This is a genomic window from Streptomyces sp. NBC_00122 (assembly GCF_045160845.1).
Taxonomy (GTDB): Bacteria; Actinomycetota; Actinomycetes; order Streptomycetales; family Streptomycetaceae; genus Streptomyces.
Window position 1 is genome coordinate 5466838 of the sequence record NZ_CP108191.1, and the last position, 23469, is coordinate 5490306.

Annotated in this window: 15 protein-coding genes and 2 pseudogenes; 11 read left to right on the forward strand and 6 right to left on the reverse strand. The window is 71.3% G+C overall.

Annotation, left to right across the window (positions count from 1 at the left end):
• Positions 1-19: 19 nt before the first annotated feature.
• The 5 genes from OG737_RS25245 to OG737_RS25265 all read left to right on the forward strand — a co-directional run bounded on the left by OG737_RS25245 (position 20) and on the right by OG737_RS25265 (position 7105).
• Positions 20-2896, forward strand: coding sequence for an AAA family ATPase (locus tag OG737_RS25245; protein WP_405677831.1), 2877 nt, complete (start codon positions 20-22; stop codon positions 2894-2896).
• Between the two features lie 137 nt (positions 2897-3033).
• The gene (locus OG737_RS25250) at positions 3034-4281 is read left to right on the forward strand and encodes a PucR family transcriptional regulator (RefSeq protein ID WP_405922015.1); all 1248 of its coding nucleotides are present in this window, start codon (positions 3034-3036) and stop codon (positions 4279-4281) included.
• Positions 4282-4419: 138 nt separating this feature from the next.
• On the forward strand, positions 4420-5271 hold the full coding sequence (locus tag OG737_RS25255; protein WP_405677829.1) for an alpha/beta fold hydrolase: 852 nt from the start codon (positions 4420-4422) through the stop codon (positions 5269-5271).
• A 41-nt stretch (positions 5272-5312) separates the two neighbouring features.
• On the forward strand, positions 5313-6221 hold the full coding sequence (locus OG737_RS25260) for a helix-turn-helix domain-containing protein (RefSeq protein WP_405922016.1): 909 nt from the start codon (positions 5313-5315) through the stop codon (positions 6219-6221).
• A gap of 170 nt (positions 6222-6391) precedes the next feature.
• Positions 6392-7105: an alpha/beta fold hydrolase gene (locus OG737_RS25265; protein ID WP_405677825.1), complete on the forward strand. Its 714-nt coding sequence runs from the start codon at positions 6392-6394 to the stop codon at positions 7103-7105.
• A gap of 130 nt (positions 7106-7235) precedes the next feature.
• Here the strand turns inward: OG737_RS25265 and OG737_RS25270 are convergent.
• From OG737_RS25270 to OG737_RS25280, 3 genes and pseudogenes are all read right to left on the reverse strand, one after another.
• A pseudogene (locus OG737_RS25270) lies at positions 7236-7530 on the reverse strand (DNA-binding protein); the annotation flags it as partial.
• Positions 7531-7654: 124 nt separating this feature from the next.
• Positions 7655-8347 carry a response regulator transcription factor gene (locus OG737_RS25275; protein WP_328928442.1) on the reverse strand — a complete coding sequence of 231 codons (693 nt, stop codon included), beginning with the start codon at positions 8345-8347 and terminating at the stop codon, positions 7655-7657.
• The gene (locus OG737_RS25280) at positions 8344-9579 is read right to left on the reverse strand and encodes a sensor histidine kinase (RefSeq protein ID WP_405922017.1); all 1236 of its coding nucleotides are present in this window, start codon (positions 9577-9579) and stop codon (positions 8344-8346) included. Before OG737_RS25280 ends, OG737_RS25275 begins: the two co-directional genes overlap by 4 nt.
• A gap of 148 nt (positions 9580-9727) precedes the next feature.
• Here OG737_RS25280 and OG737_RS25285 point away from each other — a divergent pair, with 148 nt between their 5' ends.
• From OG737_RS25285 to OG737_RS25310, 6 genes and pseudogenes are all read left to right on the forward strand, one after another.
• Positions 9728-10876, forward strand: a complete 1149-nt coding sequence (locus OG737_RS25285; protein ID WP_328928444.1) for a serine hydrolase domain-containing protein — start codon at positions 9728-9730, stop codon at positions 10874-10876.
• Positions 10877-10945: 69 nt separating this feature from the next.
• Entirely contained in the window at positions 10946-12118 is a 1173-nt protein-coding gene (locus tag OG737_RS25290; RefSeq protein WP_405922018.1) for a serine hydrolase domain-containing protein, read from the forward strand.
• Positions 12119-12184: 66 nt separating this feature from the next.
• Positions 12185-12467: pseudogene (locus tag OG737_RS25295) on the forward strand (flavoprotein); the annotation flags it as partial.
• Positions 12466-12612: a hypothetical protein gene (locus tag OG737_RS25300; RefSeq protein WP_405922019.1), complete on the forward strand. Its 147-nt coding sequence runs from the start codon at positions 12466-12468 to the stop codon at positions 12610-12612. The pseudogene OG737_RS25295 and the gene OG737_RS25300, both read left to right, overlap by 2 nt.
• 187 nt (positions 12613-12799) lie before the next feature.
• Positions 12800-14773, forward strand: coding sequence for a collagenase (locus OG737_RS25305; RefSeq protein ID WP_405922447.1), 1974 nt, complete (start codon positions 12800-12802; stop codon positions 14771-14773).
• Between the two features lie 338 nt (positions 14774-15111).
• The gene (locus OG737_RS25310) at positions 15112-16800 is read left to right on the forward strand and encodes a protein kinase domain-containing protein (protein WP_328928447.1); all 1689 of its coding nucleotides are present in this window, start codon (positions 15112-15114) and stop codon (positions 16798-16800) included.
• A 211-nt stretch (positions 16801-17011) separates the two neighbouring features.
• Here OG737_RS25310 and OG737_RS25315 read toward each other — a convergent pair whose 3' ends face one another.
• The 3 genes from OG737_RS25315 to OG737_RS25325 form a co-directional block, all read right to left on the reverse strand.
• A complete protein-coding gene (locus tag OG737_RS25315; RefSeq protein WP_328928448.1) occupies positions 17012-18256 on the reverse strand; it encodes an SWIM zinc finger family protein in 1245 nt (414 codons plus the stop codon).
• Complete coding sequence (locus tag OG737_RS25320) at positions 18253-21072, reverse strand: DEAD/DEAH box helicase (RefSeq protein WP_405922020.1); 2820 nt, start codon at positions 21070-21072, stop codon at positions 18253-18255. Before OG737_RS25320 ends, OG737_RS25315 begins: the two co-directional genes overlap by 4 nt.
• A gap of 127 nt (positions 21073-21199) precedes the next feature.
• The gene (locus OG737_RS25325; RefSeq protein ID WP_405922021.1) at positions 21200-23443 is read right to left on the reverse strand and encodes a plasmid pRiA4b ORF-3 family protein; all 2244 of its coding nucleotides are present in this window, start codon (positions 23441-23443) and stop codon (positions 21200-21202) included.
• Positions 23444-23469: the final 26 nt, after the last annotated feature.

The following is a 23469-nucleotide window of genomic DNA, read 5'->3' on the forward strand; positions in this document are numbered from 1 at the left end:
GTTCATACTGTTCCGCCGTATGAGCGTGAACCGAGTGACGACAAGGACCGTGCCCGAGGAAACCGAGGGTGTACGGACGCCGCTGCGCGGCAGGGACGCCGAACTGGCGTTCATCGAGGCGCGGCTCGACGCGCTCGACCGGGGCGAAGGCGGGATCATCCGCGTCGAAGGCCCCGTCGGCATCGGCAGGTCCAGGATCCTCGCGGAGTCCGCGGCGGCCGCGAGGCGGCGCGGGACGAGGGTGTTCGAGGGAGCGGCGGACCCCGACGAACAGTTCGTGCCGCTCGGCCCGCTCCTCGACGGTCTGCTCTCCGGCGACGAACCGCTGTCGGGCGCCCTCCGTCTCAGGGACCTCGCCACGACGCCCGGCCAGCGCTTCTGGCTGCTCCAGGAACTGGGGGACCGACTGCGGGAGACGGCTCGAAACGGCCCCCTGCTCGTCGTCCTCGACGACCTCCAGTGGTGCGATGACCTGACCCTCCTCACCTTCAACACCCTCGCGGCCGGACTCTCGGCGCACGCCATCCTGTGGCTGGCCGCCGTGCGCGGCGGCAGCGTGCCGTCGGGAGTGCGCACGACCCTGGACCGGATCCGGCAGGCAGGCGCACACGAGCTGGCGCTGGGAGCGCTGGACGACCAGGCGACCACACGGATCACCGAGGACGTCCTCGGCGCCGCGCCCGACCCGGACGTCCTCTGCATCGCCCGCCGCGCCGAAGGAGTCCCGCAGCTGCTGGTCGAGCTGCTCGGCTCGCTGCGGGAGGCAGTGACGATCGAGAACGGCACGGCCAGGCTGTCGGCCGGACCCCCCGCCCCACGGGAACTTCCCTCTGTCGTGCGCCGCCTCGACCAGCTGTCCGACGAGGCACGGGAGCTGGTGCAGACGGCGGCCGCCGTGGGCGGCCCGGTCACCGTCGCGCTGCTGGCCGAACTGCTCGGCAGGTCCTCGGCGGCGCTCATCACAGCGGTACGGGAATCCCTCGACGCCGATCTGATCACCGAAAGCGGGGATCGTCTCGCCTTCCGCCACGACCTGATCCGCGAGGCGGTGGAGGCCGGCCTCCCCCTGCCCCTGCGTCAGGCTCTGCGTGGTCAAGTCGCCGAGCTGCCGCCGGGGAGCGCGGCCTCCCCCGCCGAGCGTCTCGGGCCTTCGGCCGGGAGGGCGGCGCCGGCGGGTGCGGCGGAGGCCGGGAAAGCGGGACCAGAAGACGCGGCGGAGGCCGACCGGCTGCGCTCCGCCGCGGCGGAACTCGCGGCCACCGCTCCCGGACCCGCCGCGGAGCGCAGCCTCAAGGCCCTGGAACTCACCGCGGCGGACGCTCCGGAGCGGCCGCGGGTCATCGCCGAGACGATCCCGCTGCTCTGGCAGACGGGCCGGGCCGCCCAGGCGCGTGAGCTGGGAGCCTCCGCCCTGGCGGCCGGCGGTCTCGGACCTGAGGACGAGGCGCGCATACGCCTTGCCCTGGCACGCCTCGCCGCACCGTTCGACTTCTCCGAGGCGGTCCGGCAGGCCCGCGCCGGGGCGGCACTGCCCGGGATCCCCGTGGACGTGAGGGGGCGACTGCTCGCCATGCTCGCTGTCGGCCTCTCGATGTCGGGCGAGCACTCGGCGGCCGAGCAGGTCGCCGCGGAGGCGTGGGAGACCGCAGCGGCAGCGGGGGACCGCTCCGCCGAGGCCACGTTGACGACGGTCCACTCGGCCGTGAGTTTCCACCGCATGGACCTGACCGAGGCGTTCCGGCAGGCCGAGCGGGCCGCCGCGCTGGCCGACGCCCTGGGCGTCAGCACCTCGCTGTGGGTTCCGGAGGCCTTGTGGCACGCTCTCCTGTCGAACACCACCGGACGCTCAGCGGAGGCGCTCGCCGCCGCGGAGGACGGCATCCGGATCACCAGGGAGCAGGGCCGGACGGCGGCCACCCGTATGTGGCTCATGACCCGCTCCCGCATCCTTCTGGAGGCCGGACGGCTGACGGACGCCCGGGCCGACGCCGAGGCCGCGTCCGCGACGACCGACGATCTCGGCCCGGGCAACTTCGCCGACGTCACGCTCCGGTACGTGATGATGCGCGTCGCCCTCCACACCAACGACCAGCAGACCGCACGAACGTACGCGGCGGAGGCGAGGCGCATGCGGAGCGACGGGGCACCAGTCGTCCGGCACTTCGGCTCCTGGATGCTGGCACTGATGGCCGACTTCGAAGGCCGGCCCGACCGTGCCATGGCCGAACTCGACGAGGTGATGACGTCGCCCGCCGCGGACCGGCCGGCCTACGCCGGCTTGGTCGACCCCGCGGACGCCCCGTTCCTCGTCCGCCTGGCGCTGCGTGCCGGCGCGCACGAACGGGCCGCGCAGGCAGTGGCCCTCGCCGAGCGACTTGCCGTGCTCAACCCCGACCTCACGTTCCTCGCCGCCACCGCCGCGCACGCCCGGGGGCTCCTCGACAACGACCTCGCCCCTCTCGTACGCGCCGTCCGGCTGTACGAGGACTGCCCTCGGCCGTTGGCCCGGGCCTCGGCACTGGAGGACGCCGGACGCAAGCTGGCGGCCACCCGCATGCCCGAAGCGGTGCCGTACTTCGACACGGCCCTCGCGCTCTACGCGCGAGCGGGCGCCGAGCGGGACGTCGCACGCGTCCGCCGGCGCCTGCGGGCCGCTGGTGTCCGCCGCCGGCCCTCGACGGCCGGACTCTCCGGTGCATGGCCCGAGCTGACGGCCGCGGAGATACGGGTGGTACGGCTCGTGGCCCGAGGGCTGACCAACCAACAGGTGGCCGAGCACCTCTCCCTCTCGCCGCACACGGTGAGTTCGCACCTGCGCCGGGCCTTCACCAAGCTGGACATCACCTCGCGCGTGGAGCTGACCCGGCTGGTGAAGCATCGCGACAGCGGAGAGTAGTCGCTTCGTATCCCCCGTGGGCGTCATGGCAATGGACGATTCGTGTGATGTGCCGACGTCGTCGCTTCCTCAGAATGATCAAGAGCCGCGGAATGGAAAAGTCCGCGGGGAACCGTTGGTCGAGAGAGGAACAGCGCATGACCGTAAGGCTCCAGCGAGCCCGCCCCGGCAGCCCCGAGCTCCAGGCGCTCGTCGACGAGCTCGCGGAGCGGCTCGGCCGGTCCGTCGCCGTCGACGACCCGCTGGTCCGCATGGTCTGCACGAGCCGCCACTTCGGCGACGAGGACCCGGTCCGCATCGGCACCCTGTTGCAGGGCCGCGCCGACAACGCGACCATCCGCTACGTCCTCGCCCAGGGCGTGACCCAGTGGTCCCGAGCCGGATTCATCGATGGCCGTGACGATCTCGGACTGCTGCCCCGTTACGTCGTGCCCCTGCGCGAGCGCGGGCATCTCCACGGGCTGCTCCTGGTGGTCGTGCCCGAGAAGACGCTCTCAGAGCACGAAACACGTGCCATCGCCCGGGCCGCGGACGCCATGGCCGCCCAGATGCACGGAGAGCACATCGCCACCGACACCCGGAAGGCCGACGAGCGGGACCTCGTCCTCGAACTCGTCGGCACCGACGTCGCCGCCCGTACCACCGCACGGCGGCGAGGCAAGGAACTCGGACTGCTCGGAGCAGCCGAGCACGTCCTGGTCACCGTCGTCCAGCTGAGCTGCGCGACGGAGCTCGTGCGGCAGTCCGAGGCGGCCCTGTGGGGGGCGCTGGAGGGGTTCCGGCAGACGCGTTCGGCCACGGGCCTCATCGCGATCGGCAAGGAGCGGGCGACACTGCTCCAGCTGCGCGACCGCCCACCCGGCCAGGACGAGGTCACCGCACAGTCCGCTCGCATCCTGGACGAACTCGGCACCTTCCTGGGCCCGTCGGCGGGCCCCGTGATCGGCGTCGGCGGCCGGCACCCCAGCCTGGACGACGCATGGACGTCGTACGAGCAGGCGCTCGTGGCGGCACGCGCGGCACGCCGACTGCCCACCCTGAACAGCGCCGGTGACTGGGAGCTGCTCGGGGAGCTCGCGGTGCTGCTCCAGCTCCCCGAGCACGCCCTGAACGCGTCTTTGGTCCCGAAGCCGCTCCATGCCCTGAGCGACACTCATGGCGGCGACCGCCTGCGGGACACCCTGCGCTGTTTCCTCGAACACGCGGGATCGATTTCCCGGACCGCGGACACGCTGGGAATCCACCGCACCTCGCTCTACTACCGCCTGCGCCAGATTCAGGAGATCACCGGACTCGACCTCGACGACGGCGCCCACCGGCTCACTCTGCACCTCGGCCTCAGGATCGAGGAACTCCTCGCCCCGGGCGGCGACGGGGCCGTCTGACCACGGACTCGCTTCGACAAAGCGAGGAGGATCCACGGCCCGATTCCTACAGCTCGCGGTGGTGCGGGCGGCGGGCCCCATTCGATGATGTTCGCGACGGGCGGGAGCGATGTACCGCCTCTGACCAGGGGAGAGGTCATGAAGGAACTGATCACGACGGACGGCACGCGGCTCGCGTACCAGGACACCGGCGGCGAGGGCGTCCCACTGGTGATGCTGCACGGCTGGGGGCAGACGCAGGCGATGTTCCGCCACCAGATCGAGGGGTTGGCGCCCGGCCGTCGCGTCGTCACCGTCGACCTCCGCGGCCATGGGAAGTCCGGCAAGCCGCGTCACGGCTACCGCATCGCCCGGCTCTCCCGCGATGTGCTCGAACTCGTCGACCATCTCGGTCTTGACCGTTTCGACGCACTGGGCTGGTCCATGGGTGTCTCGGTGTGGTGGAGCTTCATCGACCAGTACGGGACCGGACGGATCCGGCGCTTCGTCGCCGTCGACCAGCCCGCGGCAGTCGCCGCCGTGCCCTGGATGACCGAGCGGGAACAGCGGGACTCCGGTGCCATCTTCGATGTGTCGGGGCTGTTGTACCTGGGTGCGGCCCTCGCGGGGCCGGAGGGCGACGCGGTCCGCGCCGACTTCGTGCGCGGCATGTTCTCCGGCGAGCCCGACCCCGAGGTACTGGCCTTCGTCGGCGAGGAGATCCGGTCGACACCCGCCTACGCGGGCGTACCGCTGCTGTTCGACCACTGCGCGCAGGACTGGCGCGACGTGCTTCCCCTGATCGATGTGCCGACCCTGGTGATCGGCTGTGAGGGAAGTCATGTGCACCCCGATTCGCAGCGCTTCGTCGCCGAGCGGATTCCCGGCGCACGCCTGCACGTCTTCGCCTCCGACGTGGCGAGCTCGCACTTCCCCTTCCTGGAGAACCCGCCGGCCTTCAACGCCGTGGTGGAGAAGTTCCTGGCCGAGGAGCCGGCGAACGGGGTGTGAATCCGCCCTCCGCCCGCCCGCACCTACGGCTAGGAGTCCCCATGCCCCTCACACTGATGTCCCGTGCGCCCGAACGGGTGCCCCGGCAAGCGCCCGATCCGGCCCCGTCCTCCTCCCGCTCGGGGTGGCTGGTCCAGATGCTTTCCGAGATGCCGGAGACGAACGACCGGACCCACGTCTACCTCGGCGTCCATGTCCGCGGGCCCGTCACCGTCGTCCACGAGCGCGCCAAGACCCTGTTGGAACCCAACGACCTGATCTTCTGCGACCCGGCCCGACAGCACCTGCTGCGGTTCGGCGAGGACTGCCGGATGATCTTCTTCCGGGTGCCCCGCTGCTATCTGGGCGTCACGGAGCCGGAACTGAACCAGGTGCTCGGCGTACCCGTACGCGGCGGGGAGGGGATCGGGGCGCTGGCGTCCGACTTCCTGACCGCGCTCGCCGCCGAGGCGGAGTTCCGACGGTCCACGATCGGGGACCGGCGTGCCCGGACGGCCGTACACCTCCTCTCCGTCCTGGTCATGGAGCTCCTCGAAGCGGACACGACGGACGAGGCCGACGACGCGTCCGGGGCCGTCAACGAGATGCTGTCCCGTATCCACGGCTACATCGAAGAGCATCTGATGGACCCGGACCTCTCACCGGAGTCGATCGCACGCGCCCACCACATCTCCGTCCGGTACCTGCAGAAGCTCTTCCAGAACGACGGCAGCACGGTGAGCCAATGGGTGCGGCGGCGCAGGCTCGAGTTCTGCCGGCTCGAACTGGGCCGCTCCAACCGGAGGATCACCATGGCCGCGGTGGCACACCGCTGGGGCTTCAGCAGCCCCTCGCACTTCAGCCGCACGTTCCGCGGGGCCTACGGCATGAGCCCCAGCGAATGGCAGGCGCTGGCGACCTCGGCCTTCGCGACGACGACTGCCGGCGCCCAGGACGAGCGAAGGCGCTGAGACGCGTGTGCGCCGTCGTGTCAGCGCGGATGCACGCACGTACAAGAGGTACCGCTAGCACGGCCCTACCGTGAGTAACCGTCGCACGGACCTCTTGCCGCATTCCGGGCCGCGCCCTGACCGTCGTGACGACGCCCCACCCGTGGCCCGACACCGAGAAGAGAACTCGCATGACCAACCCCACCGTCGTCCTCGTGCACGGTGCCTTCGCCGACGCGACAGGCTGGATAGGCGTCATCTCGGAACTGCGGAGCAGCGGTATCCCGGTGATCGCTCCGTCGAACCCGCTGCGGGGCCTGACGTCGGACGCCGCCTACCTCGCCTCCGTCCTGGCCCAGGTCGACGGCCCGGCCGTACTCGTCGGCCACTCGTACGGCGGTGCGCTGATCACCGTGGCCGGCGCCGCGGAGAACGTCGTGGGGCTCGTCTACGTGGCCGCCTACGTGCCCCACGAGGGCGAGAGCCTCGGCCAGCTCCAAGGGAGCTTCCCCGAGTCCCCGCTGACGGGCAGCCTGAAGGAGTGGACCTACCCGCTCCTCGACGGCGACTCCGGGGTCGAGGTCACCATCGAGGAGAAGGCCTTTCCCTCCGTGTTCGCGGGGGACGTGCCCGAGGACGTCGCCGGCGTCCTGGCAGCGGCCCAACGCCCGCTCGCCACGGCCGCCTTCACCGAGACCGCGTCCGCGGCGGCGTGGCGGACCAAACCGTCCTGGGCCCTGGTGGCCGGGGCGGACCGCACGATCAGCCCCGAGGTCCAGCGCTTCGGCGCCGCACGGGCCGGCGCCGTCGTCGTCGAACTTCCGGACGCCTCCCACGCCGTCGTCCTCTCCGAGCCCACACGGGTCGCCGACCTGATCAGGGACGCGGTACGGGCGACGAGCTGACCGACCGGCCTCCGCGACGACAGGAGCGGGACCGGGCCAGTCGGGGTACCACCCCGCGCTCGGGCCGGGCCCGGCCCGAAACGGAGGATCTACCCACCTGGCCGTGGAGCGTCTGAAGTGAGGGTGTGGATCAGACCTTCTCGATGGCCACACGGCTGTGAGAGGCGGTGAGCATTCCGATGTCTTCTCCATCGGACGTCAGGATCGTGACGCGGCCCGGCTGAGCCAGGGCTGTGGCGCAGAGCATCGCGTCGATGGCGTACTCAATGGCCGTGCAGTCCGGCCGTGCGCAGCAGGGTGGCGGCGGACTGGGCGATGGCCCGGGTGACCGGTTCGACCCGCAGCCGGGACAGCGTCCACCTCAGGGCGGCGTCGTTGATCCGGGGGTGGATCACCTCGACGAGGACCGCGGCGGAGGTGATCACCGATACACGCCCCTGAGCCGGGCCCGTTCCCCCAGGGTGCCGACGGTGCGTGGGGGTGCGCACGAGGCCCGAGGGTGTCACACACAGCAGGGCGGAGCTACGTCGCGGCCCGTACTGAAGCCGGTCAGCCGACGAAGCCCGGGACCACCAGGCCGGACTCGTAGGCGATCACCACCGCATGGGTCCGGTTCTGCGCGCCGAGCTTGGTCAGCACATTCCCGACGTGCGTCTTGACCGTCTCCAGGCTCACCGTGAGGGACTCCGCGATCTCCGGATTGGAGAGCCCCGTGGCCATCAGGCGCAGCACCTCCTCCTCCCGGCCGGTGAGGGCGGCCCGCGGCAGGGCCTCTGCGGAGCCCAGCGGGCGGGGGGCGACCATGCGGCCCAGTGCGGCCGGGAAGAGTACAGCTTCGCCCGCCGCCACCACCCGGACCGCCTCGGCGATCTGGCGGACCGGGAGGCGCTTGAGGACGAAGCCGCTGGCGCCCGCACTGAGGGCGGCGGTGACGTAGCCGTCGTTCTCGAAGGTGGTGATCACCACGACCTTCGGCGGTTCGGCCGCTTCGGCAAGGAGCCGGCGGGTGGCCTCGATCCCGTTGAGACGCGGCATCCGGACGTCCATCAGGACCACGTCCGGCCGCAGGCGCTGCGCCCGTTCGACCGCCTCGACGCCGTCGGCGGCCTCGCCGACCACCGTGATCCCCGGCTGTGCGGCGAGCAGCACGCGCAGGCCGCTGCGCGTCACCTCGTCGTCGTCGGCGATGAGGAGCGTGACGGCGGGTAGGGCCGTGCCTTCGCCCGCGTCGGATCCACTCACGCCGACACCTGCACCGGCAGCCGTACGGCCAGCCGCCAGTGCTGCGTCCCGTCCGGCCCGGCCTGGAACTCACCGTGCAGCAGCCGGACGCGCTCGGCCAGTCCGGGCAGACCGTGGCCGGAGGTAGGGAAGGCGCGTGTGCCCGTCCCCGCCCCCGTCCGGTTGACCACCGTGATATCCAGTCCGTCCGGCCCGGCCGCCACCCGGACCCCGATCGGGCCGCCAGCCCCGTGCCGCAGCGCGTTCGTCAGCCCCTCCTGGAGGATCCGGTACGCCGCCCGGGAGAGCGTCCCCTGGACCTGCGCCAGCTCGCCCGACAGCTCCGGTTCCACCACCGCCCCCGCGTGCCGCAGCCGGTCCAGCAGCTCGGGGAGGTCGGCCAGGGTCCGGGTCGGCGCCGTCCCGGACTGTTCCTCGCGCAGCACTCCGAGTACGTAGTCCAGGTCCTCCAGCGCGGCCCGCGTCGACTCCTCGATGCTGCGCATGGCGGCCCGCGCCGCCTCCGGGTCGGCGGAGAGCACCTCGCCCGCCACCGCCGCCTGGATGGTGGCCGCCGTCAGCGTGTGCCCGATCGAGTCGTGCAACTCGTGGGCCAGCCGGTTGCGTTCGGCCAGCAGCAGCTCCCGTTCGGCCGCCAGCGCGAGCCGCTCGGCCGCCGACGGCCCCAGCAGCCGTGGCGCCGACCATCGCAAGGCCTTCGACACCAGTACGCAGACGGCCACCGCCAGCAGGATGCACACGGCTGCCACCACCCAGCTCCACCCGCCCGACGTCCGGACGGACGTGCCAAACAGACTCACCCGCGCCTCGCCGCCGAGCCAGTTCCCCGGCAGGGAGAGGCCCATGACGAACAGCACCCCGCTCGCCAGCGCCCCCGTCCACCCGGCGGCCACGTGCAGCACCAGCCAGAGCGGGGTCCGCCAGCGGTCGAGGCCGAGGGAACCGGAGTTCCGCCGACCGGCCACCGGATCGGGCAGCGGCACCCGCAGCATCCGCCGGGCGGACGCGACCAGCGCCCGCCTTACGGGGCGCACCAGTCCGACCAGGCCGACCAGTACCGCCCAGACGAGCAGGACCAGGACGATCTGGGCGCTCTCGGGTGCGGATCGCCACGACAACGCCGGCAACAGGGCGAGAGGCAGCAGCGGAAGGCTCGCCAACGCGCCGCAGTAGGCGAACAGCGCACCCGAATACGTGGAGCCGCGCAGCAGCGGCCGGATTCCCCTGATCATGATCGCCAGTATCGCCGGGCAGCCCACCAGCAGCCTCCCCCGATCGGGGGAGCGATATCTCCCGTCTTCCCGCGATGCGGTCAAAGGGTCCTGGAATCCAGGATCGTGCTCCGACACCCCGACCAAACGATTCCCCAGGAGTTGACTCATGCGTGCTCAGACCCGCCAGCAGAGTGGCAGGCGACGACGGGCCCTGCCCGCCGCATCCGCGATGGCCATCGCCGTCATGACCCTGGGCGCCCTCACCTCGCCCGCCACCGCCTCTGCCGCCAGGCCGGACGCCGTCCAGCAGACCCTGAACGCCCTGGTGCGCGACGACGGTATGCCCGCCGTCCTGGCGAGCGTCCAGGACCGCAGCGGCCGTACGCGCACCTACACCGCAGGAGTCGGCGACCTGGCCACCGGCTCGAAGGTCCCCAAGGACGGCCAGGTACGGATCGGCAGCAACACCAAGGCGTTCACGGCGGTCGTGGTCCTGCAACTGGTCGGGGAAGGGAAGATCGGCCTCGATACCTCCGTCGACACCTACCTGCCCGGCCTCGTCCGCGGGGAGGGGATCGACGGCCGCCACATCACCGTCCGCCAGCTCCTCCAGCACACCAGCGGACTCCCCGAGTACGGCATCCACGTCGATGACGACGAGATCAGGAACCGGTACTTCGAGCCGCGTGAGCTGCTCGACATCGCCCTCCGCTACAAGGCCGACGCGGCTCCGGGGACAACATGGGGGTACAGCAACACCAATTACATCCTGGCCGGTCTGATCGTCCAGAAGGTCACCGGCCGCCCCCTGGCCGAACAGATCGACCGGCGCATCATCAAGCGCATCGGGCTGCGCCACACCTACTTCCCCGCGCCCGGTGAGATGACCATCCGAGAGCCGCACCCCCAGGGCTACCACCGCAACCCGGCGGACGGACCGCTGCGCGACTTCACGGAGATGGACCCCTCCGTAGGCTGGGCGGCAGGCCAGTTGATCTCCACCAACTCCGACCTCAACCGCTTCTTCGCGGCACTCCTCGCCGGGCGCCTCCTCCCGGCGGCCCAGCTCGCCGAGATGCGCACGACCGTACCCGCCGGAACCTCCGGCCTCCGCTACGGGCTGGGGCTCACGAGCAGGCCGCTGTCGTGCGGCGGCGTCTACTGGGGCCACGGCGGCGACATCGCGGGGTACGAGACCCGGGGCGGTGTCACCGAAGACGGCCGCGCCGCCAGCGTCGCGGTCACCAACATCCCGACGGACGAGGCGGCCACGCAGCACGTGAAGGACGCCGTGGACAGGGCCTTGTGCGGATGAATCAGGCACTCGGCAGCCAGCGGCCGGGCGACCCGAACAACAACCAAACGATTCCACGGGAGTTGACTCATGCGTGCGCAGACCCGGCAGGGCCTTCGTTCCTCAACCCGCCAGCAGGGCGGCAGGCGGCGCCGAGCCCTGCCCGCCGCATCCGCGATGGCCATCGCCGTCATGACCCTGGGCGCCCTCACCCCGCCCGCCACCGCCTCTGCCGCCAGGACGGACGCCGTCCAGCAGACCCTGAACGCCCTGGTGCGCGACGACGGTATGCCCGCCGCGCTGGCGAGCGTCCAGGACCGCAGCGGCCGTACGCGCACCTACACCGCGGGGGTCGGCAACCTGGCCACCGGCGAACCGGTACCCGCCGACGGCCAGGTACGGATCGGCAGCAACACCAAGACCTTCGTCGCGGTCGTCGTCCTCCAGCTGGTCGCCGAGCGGCGGGTGGACCTGGACGCCGCCATCGACACCTACCTGCCCGGCCTCGTCCGCGGGGAGGGGATCGACGGCCGCCACATCACCGTCCGCCAGCTCCTCCAGCAGACCAGCGGACTCCCCAACTACAGCAACTACCTCGGGGACGACGTCCGGTACTACGCCCCCCGCGAACTGCTCGCCACAGCCCTCCAGCACCCGGCCGACTTCGCCCCCGGGACGAGTTGGAAGTACAGCAACACCAACTACGTGCTCGCCGGCCTGATCGTCCAGAAGGTCACCGGCCGCCCCCTCGCCGAGGAGATCGACCGGCGCATCATCAAGCGCATCGGGCTGCGCCACACCTACTTCCCCGCCCCCGGTGACGCGAGCATCCGGGAGCCCCACCCCCACGGCTACTACAGGGAATCGGCGGACGCGCCGCTGCGCGACATCACGGAGATCGACCCCTCCTGGGGCTGGGCGGCAGGCCAGATGGTCTCCACCGGCTCCGACCTCAACCGCTTCTTCAGCGCACTCCTGGCCGGCCGCCTCCTGCCCCCGGCCCAGCTCGCCCAGATGCGCTCCACCGTCCCCGCCGAAGCGACCTTCGGCCCCGGCGCCCGCTACGGACTTGGACTCGTCAGCAGGCCGCTGCCGTGCGGCAGCCTCTCCTGGGGCCACGGCGGCAGCTTCCCGGGGTACGAGACCCGGGGCGGCGCCACCGACGACGGCCGTGCCACCAACGTCGCGGTCACCATGCAGCTCACCGACGAGGCGGCCCGGAGGAGTCTCGAACGCGCCGTGGACACCGCCCTGTGCCGTTGAACCCCGGGGGCGTTCCGTGAAACGACCGATGGGCCCGACACGACGTCGGGCCCATCGGCCTCACCCCCGACCGCCGATGCGATCGCCGTCGCCCCGGCCGGCTTCACCACGGTCAACAAGTGGGAGGCCGGATTCGCGGACAGCCTCGCCCTCGGTATCCGCTGCGAGGCTCCGGGCATGGGCATCCCCACCGCCTGCCCTACGTGAACACCGCCCTCGCTGCCCATCACGCGTACCGGCGGAGCCTCGCCGAACTCCTCGAGATGGGTTCCTGGTCGGGAGCTACGAGCCCCACCGCCCGAAGTCCGGCGGCGGGGCCGACCGCTTCCGCTGGGAGGAAGCCGTCGATGAGGCACGCCACTTCGCGTTCCAGGGTCGGTGGGCCGGGAGTCGTGCTGGTCCTGGGCCTCATGGCGGTACTGCTCGACCCTGCCGTCCCGGAGATGGCCGAAGTCGACCGCGCGCTCAAGGTCCGCGACAAGACGGGCCTCTGACGGCTCATCACTTTTTCCTGATGCTTGCAGCCCTCTTTCACTGCCATGTGAACTGTGAAATTGTACGGTCACACTTTCCGCGGCTATGCCAGCTCCGGGAGTGCTCAACTTCCGTTGCCATCACGGTCCGCACCCCCCCACCGCCGTGCCCCACGCACGGCTGCCGACCGGCCTGGAGGCCATCGCCATGCGCAAACCCCCCACTCTCAGGAAACTCACCCAACTGCTGATACCCACCGTGGCCGTCGCCGGCCTGGGGCTCACCGTGCTCGCCCCCCATGGCGCCGCGACCCCGGCCGGCACTGGGGCACCCAAGTCCGCACCGAGGTCGGCGCCCGCCCCACAGCCCGCCTCCGCCACCGTGCTTGCCGCCGATCTCGCACCCGGACACACCGCCGACCCCGCCCGATCGGCCTCGAAGGCCTCGAACCCCGCGCAACGCCCTCCGCTCCCCGCGGCCCAGAACGCCGCAGAGCGCAAGCAGGCCCGCTCTGCTGCGAAGGCCGCGGCGGACTGCAACGTCAGCGACTTCACCGCGAAGACCGGCGCTGCCCTGGTCGAGCAGATCAAGAAATCGGAAACCACCTGCATCAACACGCTGTTCGGCGTGACCGGTGAAGACTCCAAGGCCCTCTTCCGCGAGGAACAGATGGTCACGGTGGCGAACGCACTCAAGGACGTCGCGGCCAACTACCCGGGGGACAACAGCACTTTCGCAACCCAGGTGGTGCTGTACCTGCGCGCCGGCTACTACATCCAGTACAACCAGCCTGAGAACGTCGGTGAATACGGCCCGACTCTGAAGAGCGCCATTCAGGGCGCCCTGGATGCCTTCTTCGGCTCGTCCCACGCCTTCGACGTCACCGAGGCCAACGGAGAAACCCTGGGCGAGACGGTCACCCTGATCGACAGCTCCGGAGAGAACGCCCGCCACCTCGACGTGGTCAAGCGTCTGCAGAAGGACTACGACTCGTCGTACGACCAGTTCTACGGGATGCTCGCGGCGGTCAACAACACCTACACCGTGCTCTTCCGCGGCCACCAGCTGCCGGAGTTCGTGGAAGCCGTGAAGGCGGACCCGAGCGTCCTCACCGGACTGCGTGACTTCGCCGTCGCCCACGACGATCTGCTCGGCACCGACAAGTCCTACCTGGCCAGCAACGCCGGACGCGAACTCGGCCGCTTCCTGCGGCACGCCGACCTCAAGGACACCGTCAAGCCGTTGGTCAAGGAGCTGCTCGGCCGCAGCGAGATCACTGGACGCACTGCCCCGCTCTGGGTCGGCCTCGCCGAGATGACGGATGAGTTCGACAAGGGGAACTGCGCCGAGTACGAAACCTGTGACCTGCAGAACCGCGTGCGCGACGCCGTGCTGACGGTCAAGCACGCATGCGGTCCGAGCGCGAAGATCCTCGCGCAGGAGCTGACCGCGTCCGAACTCTCGGCCACATGCGACAGCATCCTCAAGCAGGACCCGGTCTTCCACAACATCGTCAAGGACAACGGCCCGGTCAAGGACGACAACAACACCAGCATCGAGATCGTCGCCTTCAACTCCAGTACCGACTACAAGACCTACGCCGGTGTCGTCTTCGGCATCGACACCAACAACGGCGGCATGTACCTGGAAGGCGACCCGGCCGCTGAGGGCAACCAGCCGCGCTTCATCGCCTACGAGCAGCCGGCCCAGGACGGCGCCTTCCAGATCTGGAACCTCAACCACGAGTACACCCACTACCTCGACGGCCGCCACGACATGTACGGCGACTTCGCAGCCGGGCAGACCACCCCGACCGTGATGTGGGTCGAGGGTTTCGCCGAGTACGTCTCCTACTCGTACCGCGGCATCACCTACGACAGGGCGATCGAGGAGGCGGGCAAGAACACCTACAAGCTCAGCCGGCTCTTCGGGACCACCTACGACAACGCCGACACCACCCGTATCTACCAGTGGGGCTATCTGGGCGTCCGTTACATGCTCCAGTCGCACCCCGCGGACGTGGCAACCCTGCTCGGCCACTACCGCGCAGGCGAGTACGACGCGGCCCACAGCCTGCTCCGCGACACCATCGGCACCAAGTACGACGCCGACTTCGCAGACTGGCTGAGCAAGTGCGCCGGCGGCGACTGTGGCCAACTGCCGGCCCGGAGCGGCCGGTGACCGGGGCCTCGGCCACCGACAAGAACTGAGGCAGGAGAGCCTGGTGTCCCGCGCATCGTTCGTGCGCGGGACACCAGGCCTGCCTTCGCGGGTCCGGGAGCCCCAGCCGAGCGGCTGCAGTCCGGCATGGCCAACTGAAGGCAGCGGAAGAGCAGTGTCATAGCGCTCTTCTGCCATGGCAGGTGCGATGTCCGCCGACTGGGAGGCGGCCGGCGGCAGGGTGGATCGCTTGATCTGCAGTCCGGCCGCTGCAATCCCCCCACGCTCCTGCCTCTACCCTTGAGGCCGCCGGTTGACGGACGACGAACAGCGATGGAAGCGATGGAACGGGACGTGCGGTGAAGGCGGGGGAAGCGAATGACGGAGAACTGATAGGCAAGGTACTCGGGGGGCGTTACCGGGTGACCTCCGTGGTCGGGCGCGGCGGTATGGGAGTGGTCGCCCGGGCGGTGGACGAACTGCTGAACCGAGAGGTCGCAGTCAAGGTCCTGCGATCCTTCACCGACGCCTCCGCGTCCGAACTTGCCGACCTGCGGACCCGGATGCAGCGGGAGGCGCAGGCAGCCGCCCGTATCCGGCACAGCGGTGTGGTCAACGTGCACGACGTGACCGAGGAGCAGGGTCTGCCGGTCATCGTCATGGAATTAGTCGACGGGCCTTCGCTCGACGACGTGTTGACGGAGCGCGGCCCGCTGGATCCGCGCGAGGCCGCGGCGATCGGCGCCAAGCTGATGGAAGCGCTGGACGCCGCGCACCGGGTCGGCGTACTGCACCGGGACGTCAAGCCCGCCAACGTGCTGATGGAGCAGGGTGGGAGGGTCGTTCTCACTGATTTCGGCATCGCCACCATGGAAGCCTCCGACGACGACGCCATGGCCAAGCTGACCCGCAGCGGTGACATCATCGGCTCTCTCGACTACCTGCCACCGGAGCGCGCGCAGGGCAGGGAGCCCGGTCCCGCGTCGGACATCTGGTCGCTCGGCATGACGCTGTACGCGGCTGTGGAGGGCACTTCGCCTTTCCGCCGCACGTCCGCGTGGTCCACGTTGTCGGCCATCGTCACCGAGCCACTGCCGGAGCCCCGCCGGGCTGGACGACTCACGCCGGTGCTCCAGGCGCTGATGGCGAAGGAACCGGAGGACCGGCCCACCGCAGACCAGGCGCGCGGCATGCTGGAGCGCGTCGCCTCGGGCCGGACGGTGTCCGAGGGCCCGGCTCCCACGCCCATGGTGGTTCCCGGGGCTGCGGCCGCCGTCGTACCGCCCCCCGGGTTCGGCCCCCCGATGTTTCCCCAGCCCACCCCGCAGCCTCCTCCTCCGCATACTGGCTACGCGCAGCCCAACCTGCCGCCGACGCTTCCGCAGCCCGGCGCGCCGGTCGCGGGCCCCACTGGAGTCCCCACTCCCGAAACGAGCCGCACCGCAGCCCGTGGCGCACGCGGCCGCAGCCGCACCCTCATCGCCTCAGCGGCCGCCGTCGTACTCCTCGCCGCAGGCGGCGGAATCACCTATGCTCTGACCGGCCAAGAGGGCGACACGACCGCGAACGGTGCGCAGACGACGCCGCCCGCCGTCAGTTCCCCGGCGGGCAGCGGCCCGTCGTCCTCCGTTGCTCCGGGCGCCTCCTCGAAGCCGTCTCCCTCGGCGAACAAGACGGGTCCCACGACGACGCCCGGCAACAACGGTGCCAAGCCGGCCGAGAGCCCGTCCGCCTCTCCGGAGACCAAGCCAAGTTCCACGGTGAAGGAGCCCACCCCGGTGTCGACGGCCTGCACCGGCTGGAGTCACGAGAACCGCAGCAACGGCTACGGCTACCTGCTCGACAACTCCCACCTCTACACCGGGCCGTACGCGGAGTGCAGCTACGTGTCCGTGGTCAAGACCGGCGTGAAGGTCTATTACCACTGCTACATCACCAACGCCTATGGCAACAAGTGGGTCTACGCCCGCGCCGAGGGCACGAACACCGAAGGCTGGATGTCCAGCACCCACCTCACCCGGGAGAGCGGCACACTGGCCCGCTGCTAGCTTGACTCTGTCGGGGATCTCGTTGTGCGGTCGATTCTCCCCAGCCGCTCCCCAGCGCTGCTTCATTCTCCCCAGATTCTCCCCAGCCGCAGCGGGTTCTCGACGGTGCTTCCGCTGGTGAGACGGCCCTCCTGGGGCTTGCTGAGCCGCTTCGCACAGTCGAGGCGGCGGCGTGTGGGCCGAGGAGGCGATTCACGGGCTGTCGTACGTGTCACCTCTCGGCCTCCTGCCAGACGGAGGTGAGCGCCGTAACGGGGTCGCTGTCGGCCGGTCCTGCCGGCCACCAGTCGCCGTCGTCATCCTGGAGGTAGGGGTACCAGCGGGCGTCAGGGCCCAGGCGCAGCTGGATGCCGTGGTCGGTGAGAGTGAGGCGGTTGCGCCAGGCCCTGAGGGCGGCCCGGGCGGTGGTCATTTCGGTGAGGGCCCCGGTCAGGGCGCTGCGGGCGGCTGTCATCGCCGTCGGGTCGGGGGTGTAGGGCTGTTCGGCGACGGTGATGCCGGTTGGGCCGCCATACCGCCAGGCGCGGGTGAGGCGGGCGAACGCGGTCGGTCTGGCACCAGTGTTCTGGATGAGGTGGTGGAACCACTCGGGTCCGCAGTTGCTCGCGGCGATCCGTGCCGCGTCCTCGCGCTGGGTCAGGTGCAGGCTGGTGGTGTCGCCCGTGAGCAGCCGGGCAGCGCGTGCGGCGGTGTCCGTCATGAGGCGTTCGAGGTCCGTGGTGGACAGACCGGTGCCGGGTGGCGGGGCGGCGGGCAGTGCGGCGGTGTGGGGGGCCGGTTCGGGGAGATCTGGAAGGGGTGGAGTGTGTTCGGCCAGGGCGGCCCAGGCCGCGTAGGCGCCGACGGCCGGGAGGCCGGCCGGCGCCGGTGGGGTGGAGGTCGCTTGGGCGGCCGTACGGCGGGCGCGCAGCTGGGCGAGGACCTCCTCGCGTCCGCGGCCGCGCAGGGCGAACACCACGAAGGGGTCGGCGTCGATGGTGGAGGCGGTGGCGTAGCAGAGTGCGGCGGCGTGTTTGCAGGGGTAGCCCCAGTCGGGGCAGGAGCATTCGGGGTCGAGTTCGGTGGGCTGCGGGAGCAGGGGGACACCGGCGTGGCGGGCGTCGTCGACGAGTTCGGCGGGCATCTCGCCGTCGAGGAGTGCGGCGAGATGCCCGGCCCGGGCTGCGATGGTGTCGAGGAGGGTGTCCCACTGGGCGTCGGTGAGGACGGGCAGGTGGACGGTGGAGCGGTAGGGGCGGGGCCTGCTGCCCTGGACGGCGGCTTTGACCTGGCCGTGGGCGATGGTGGTCGGGCCCACCATGCCCTGGCGGGCGTAGGTGCGTCCGCGGGACAGGCGCCCCGAGTCCATGGTGGAGTCCTCCAGGGCCGTCACCCATGCCTGGCCCCACCAGGTCTCGGCGAAGGCACGCCTGCCGCGGGCGGGCGTGCGGCGCGGGCCGGGGATCGAAGGGCTCATTCCTGCCTCCCCAGGGCGACGAGTTCGGCGAGATCGGCGTCGGACAGTTCGGTCAGAGCGGCCTCACCGGAGCCGACCACGGCGTCGGCGAGCGCGCGCTTGGATTCGAGAAGCTTCGACACCTTGTCCTCCACGGTCCCCTCCGCGAGGAGTTTGTGGACCTGTACGGGCTTGTCCTGGCCGATGCGGTAGGCGCGGTCGGTGGCCTGGTCCTCGACCGCCGGGTTCCACCAGCGGTCGTAGTGCACGACATGGGTGGCACGGGTGAGGTTCAGGCCGGTGCCCGCGGCCTTCAGGGAGAGCAGGAATACCGGCACCTCGCCGCGCTGGAAGCGGTCCACCATCTCCTCGCGCGCGTTGACGGGGGTGCCGCCGTGCAGGAGGAGGGTGGGGACGCCTCGTTCCGCGAGGTGCTTCTCCAGCAGGTTCGCCATCTGCCTGTACTGGGTGAAGACCAACACCGACTCGCGTTCGGCGGTGATGGTATCGACCAGTTCGTCGAGCAACGCCAGTTTGCCGGAGCGGCCGTGCAGCGGTGTGGACTGGCGCAGGTACTGCGCGGGGTGGTTGCAGATCTGCTTCAGCGCGGTGAGGAGCTTCAGGATCAGGCCGCGGCGGGCGATGCCCTCGGCTTCGGCGATCTTCGCCATGGTTTCGCGGACCACAGCCTCGTACAGGCTTGCCTGTTCGGCCGTCAGCGGCACGACGCGGTCGGTCTCGGTCTTGGCGGGCAGTTCGGGCGCGATGCCCGGGTCGGACTTCCTGCGGCGCAGCAGGAAGGGCCGCACGAGACGAGACAAACGCTCAGCGGCCCGCGGGTCCTCGCCCGACTCGATCGCGCGGGCGTGGCGGTCGCGGAACACGGCGAGTGGTCCGAGGAGTCCGGGGGTGGTCCAGTCGAGGAGCGCCCACAGTTCGGAGAGGTTGTTCTCCACGGGGGTGCCGGTGAGGGCGACGCGGGCGCGGGTGGGCACGGCGCGCAGCTCGCGGGCGGTGACGGCGTACGGGTTCTTGACGTGCTGGGCCTCGTCCGCGGCGATCAGCGACCAGGCGTTCTCGGCGAGGGTCTCCCGGTCGCGGCGCAGGACTCCGTAGGTGACCAGGACGATCTCGTCGTCGGCGAGGTCCTTCAGGTGGCGGTCGCCGCCGTGGTAGCGGCGCACGGGGGTGGAAGGCGTGAACCTGGCTGCCTCGCGCTGCCAGTTGCCGAGCAGCGAGGCGGGGCAGACGACGAGTGTGGGGCCCGCGGTGGCGGGGTCGGTCTGGCGGTGCAGGTGCAGAGCGAGCAGGGTGATGGTCTTGCCCAGGCCCATGTCGTCGGCGAGACAGCCGCCGAGACCGAGCTCGCACATCTCGGCCAGCCAGGCGAGGCCCCGTTTCTGGTAGTCGCGCAGCGTGGCATTCAGTGCGGTGGGCTGCGGGGCGGGGGTGCGGGATTCGGGGTCGCGGATACGGGCGACGAGGTCGCCGAGCGCACCGACCGCCGTGCAGCGAAAGGTCTCCCCGTCCCGCTCCGCTTCGCCGGTCAGCGCGGCGCCCAGCGCCTCCATGGGAGTGAGCGGTTCCATCCGGCGGCGCTTGGCGCGGGCCACCAGCTTCGGGTCGGCGACCACCCACTGGTCGCGCAGCCGGACGAGGGGGCGGCGCGTCTCCGCGAGGGCGTCCATCTCGGCCTCGGTGAGCGGGTCTCCGCCGAGCGAGAGCTGCCAGCGGAAGTCGAGCAGGGTGCCGGCGTCGAGCATGCCGCCCGCGCTGGAGCCGGGCGCGGTGCGTTGCCCGATCTCCGCGGTCGCGGTGAATGCCTTGACGAGCTCGCGCGGCCAGTGCACGTCGACACCGGCGGCGCGCAGGGTGTCGGTGGCGTCGCCCAGCAGGTCGAAGGCTTCGTCGTCGGTCAGCCGCAGCCGGTCCGGAGCAGCGTCCTTCAGCAGCCGGTCGAGCGGTGGCCAGACGCGGGCGCCGCGGCGCAGTGCGAGCAGCGTCTCGGTTTCGGCGCGCGGGCCGAGCAGGCGCTCGGTCTCGGCCGGCTCGCTCCACAGCTGTGCGGCCTCCACGACGAGCGCCGGATCCGCAGCGGTGTGCAGCTGGAGGACGGCCCGGAAGTGCCGGCGGCGTCCCTCGGGTACGTCGACCCGCAGCGAGACTCGGACGTCGGCGGTGAACGCGGCAGCGGTCTCCTCGGCCCACTCGTGCAGGGTGGGCACGGCACGCGTCTCGCGCCAGGCGTACGGCAGGGCTCCCATGGCGAGCGGAGCGGCGGGGGTGCGGACCAGGGCGTCGGCGACCGCGTCGCAGAACCGGCGCACCAGCGCGGCCGGTTCGGCGATCCGCAGCGGGGCAGGACCTGGCTCCGGCAGGCAGTGGCCGTGGGGCGGGAAGGCGGCGGCGAGGGCGTCCAGCGTCCGACGCTGGGCCGCGTTGAGGGGGCCCGCCTGCCAGGTGTCGTAGCCGGCGGGGGTGAGGGCCGGGTGAAGACGGCCGTCGGCGAGCAGCCGGAGCGCGAATCGGGCGGCGGTCTGCCAGGCGGCGGCGGACGGGTGCGGTGGCTGTGCCCCGGACAGCGCGGCGACAGCGAGGGCGACGGGCAGCGCGTAACCCTCCGCCTTGCGCCGTCTGACCGAGCGGCCGTGCGGCAAGACGAGCTCCGCCGCCTCGGTCTCGATGCCCGCGGGTGCCGTGCCCTTGGCGGCGGCTGCCCCGGCGGGCTGCCAGAGCAGCAACCGGCCGAGGCGGGACGGCTCGCCGGGCAGGAAGACCGCCGCCCAGCCGTCGTCGAGCAGGCTCCGGGCCCAGGCAGCCGACTCCGGTGTGGCCAATGGCGGCAGGCTACTCGTGCCTGTGCCCTGCTCCCGTACGAGGACTCGTGCCACTCGCTTTTCGCCTCACCGTCGTCCAGGCGGTCTTCACCGCGTCTTCGTCCACCAGCAGGGTCCGACCCCGCCGTCACCGGCGGGAGTGGGCCTTGTTCGCCGCGGTACGCATGCGCTTGGCCAGCCGCTTGTCGACGCCGCGCAAGCCCTCGCCCAGTTCGGCGAGCACCTGGGCGGTGGCTGGGTGCTCCACTCGCCACAGCTCGTCCACCCGCTGTTCGAGCGACTCCGGCGCCGTGTTCCAGTTCTCCAGGAAGCCCCGGGTCAGCTCCTGCCTCTCCTGAGCACCGGCGAGGATCGACAGTCCGTCGATGAGCAGCCACAGTTCCGACTGCTCCGCCCGCGCCGGGTCCACGTCTGCTTCTGCCCCGAGGCGTGCGCCCAGGGTCGCGGTGGCCACCTGGCGGCACCCCTCGGCGTCGGAGTCCGCTGCCTTGCGCAGCACGCGCAGCGCCCGCGGGTCGTCGAGGTCGGCCAGCACCAGTTGGGCCACGGCGCGCTTCGCCGCTGCCTCGCAGCCGTCTCCCACGCATGCGTCGAGCAGCCCTACCGCGGCATCCGTCGCCGAACGGTGTGCCAGCCACCCTTCGACCTCCCGGCGCATCTCCTCGGGGGAGTAGCCCAGGAGCCCCTGGAGCAGAGCGTCGGCGTCCGCTTCGGCGTACTCACCGAGCAGCGGCGCGGGCACACCGCACTCCATCAGGTACGCGCGGAGCCCGTAGCGGCCGAGTGGGGTGAGCCGCATGCGGTGCCCGCGCTGGTCGTCCCACGACCGGTCCGACGCCGCCGTCGAGGTTCCCGAACCGCCGCCCAGCTCCTGTCCGACCAGGGCGTTCTGGAGTGTGCGCAGATTCTCCTCGGCCGAATCGACGCCGTCACCGGGCTCGTACTCCACCGCGCCCAGCAGGGCGAGCCCTTCGCCGAGTCCCTGGAAGGACGCCGCGAACAGCGCCTGGAAGAGATCGAACTCCGGCCCGTTCTCGCCCACCTCGCGGGCCTTCGCACGCAGGCCGTCGACATCCACCCAGGCGTCGTCCGGGGCGTCGTACAGCAGGCCGACCAGTCCGTCGGCGATCTCGGCCGTCAGCTCGCCCAGCTCACCGTGCCACCCGTCCAGCACCCCCGTCTCACCGATCTCCTCCAGCAGATCGCCCATCGTGGCGGCCCAGAACTCCAGGAGGCCCTCACCGGTGAAGTCGGTTGCCGCGCCACCCCACGCGCGGCCCCCGCTGACCGTGATCAACCCGCCGTCCACGGCGAGCCACCACGGATCATCGAGAACGGCCACGTCCTTGGCGCTGCGCAGCGACTTCAACGCACGAGCCCGCGCGACGGCATCGGCATACGGCGAGTCGTCGCCGGCCAGCTTCCACAGCTGGACCTCCTCGACGGCCGCACGGGCGAGCGCGGGCCGAAGCACCCGGCCGGCGGTGACCTGCCGTCCCTCGCGGCACCAGGCGGCGAGCCGCAGCGCAGCGTCGAAGAGCGGAACACCCCGCACGGCAGCGAAAAGGTCCTCCCGCGGAGCCAGAGTCACCGGGCGCAGCACAGGCACATCCTCAGCCGGTCCGTCGACTCCGGCATCGACCGGACCGCCCACCCCGCACTGCCCGCAGGTACACAACGCCACGTCCTCGGCGGTCAGCCGACGGACACCGCCGCGCCCGGCCCCATCACCGGTCGGCGGCTTCGCTTTGCCGGACACCGTGTCCGGCGTCAGCCGGGCCAGCCGCGCGGTGATCCCGTCCCGGTCGAAGGCCGCCGGATCGTATCCGGCCGCCCGCTGCTCGGCGACAAGCTCACCGTGCGGGCCATCCCCGGCCCCGCCAGGGGTGTCGAGGAACTCCAGCACCTCGGCCAGCCCCCACACGCCGCCGATGTCCTCGGCCGGTACGTCGGCGCGACGCCCGCCGACGCAGCGCACCGCCCGCTCCGCGCCGACCGGGCGCGGCAGTGTCTTCTCCAGCGTGATCCCGTGCTCCCAGTCGTCGCCGAAGTCGTAGACGTAGCGCAGCCGTGCCTTCTCCTCGGCCAGCACGTCGCCGAGCGCGGTGGCGTCCTCGTCGCAGACCTCGTGGCCGAAGCCGAGATCGATGCCGGTGAGTCGGGCCGCCTCGCCGTACCCCCGGCCGAACTCGTCGGTGAAGAGATGCAGATGGCCACCCTGCCATCCGAAGGCGACCTGGATGGCGTCGTGCAGCGTCCCGAGCGAAGCATCGGACGGCAGCACGAGGCGCCGCCACAGGGGCGGTCTTGTGCCGTGCAGCACGATCTTCAGCTGGAGATCGGACGGGGCCGTCTTCCCGTCTCGCCGCATCTGCTGCTCCTACCGCACCGGTGCCA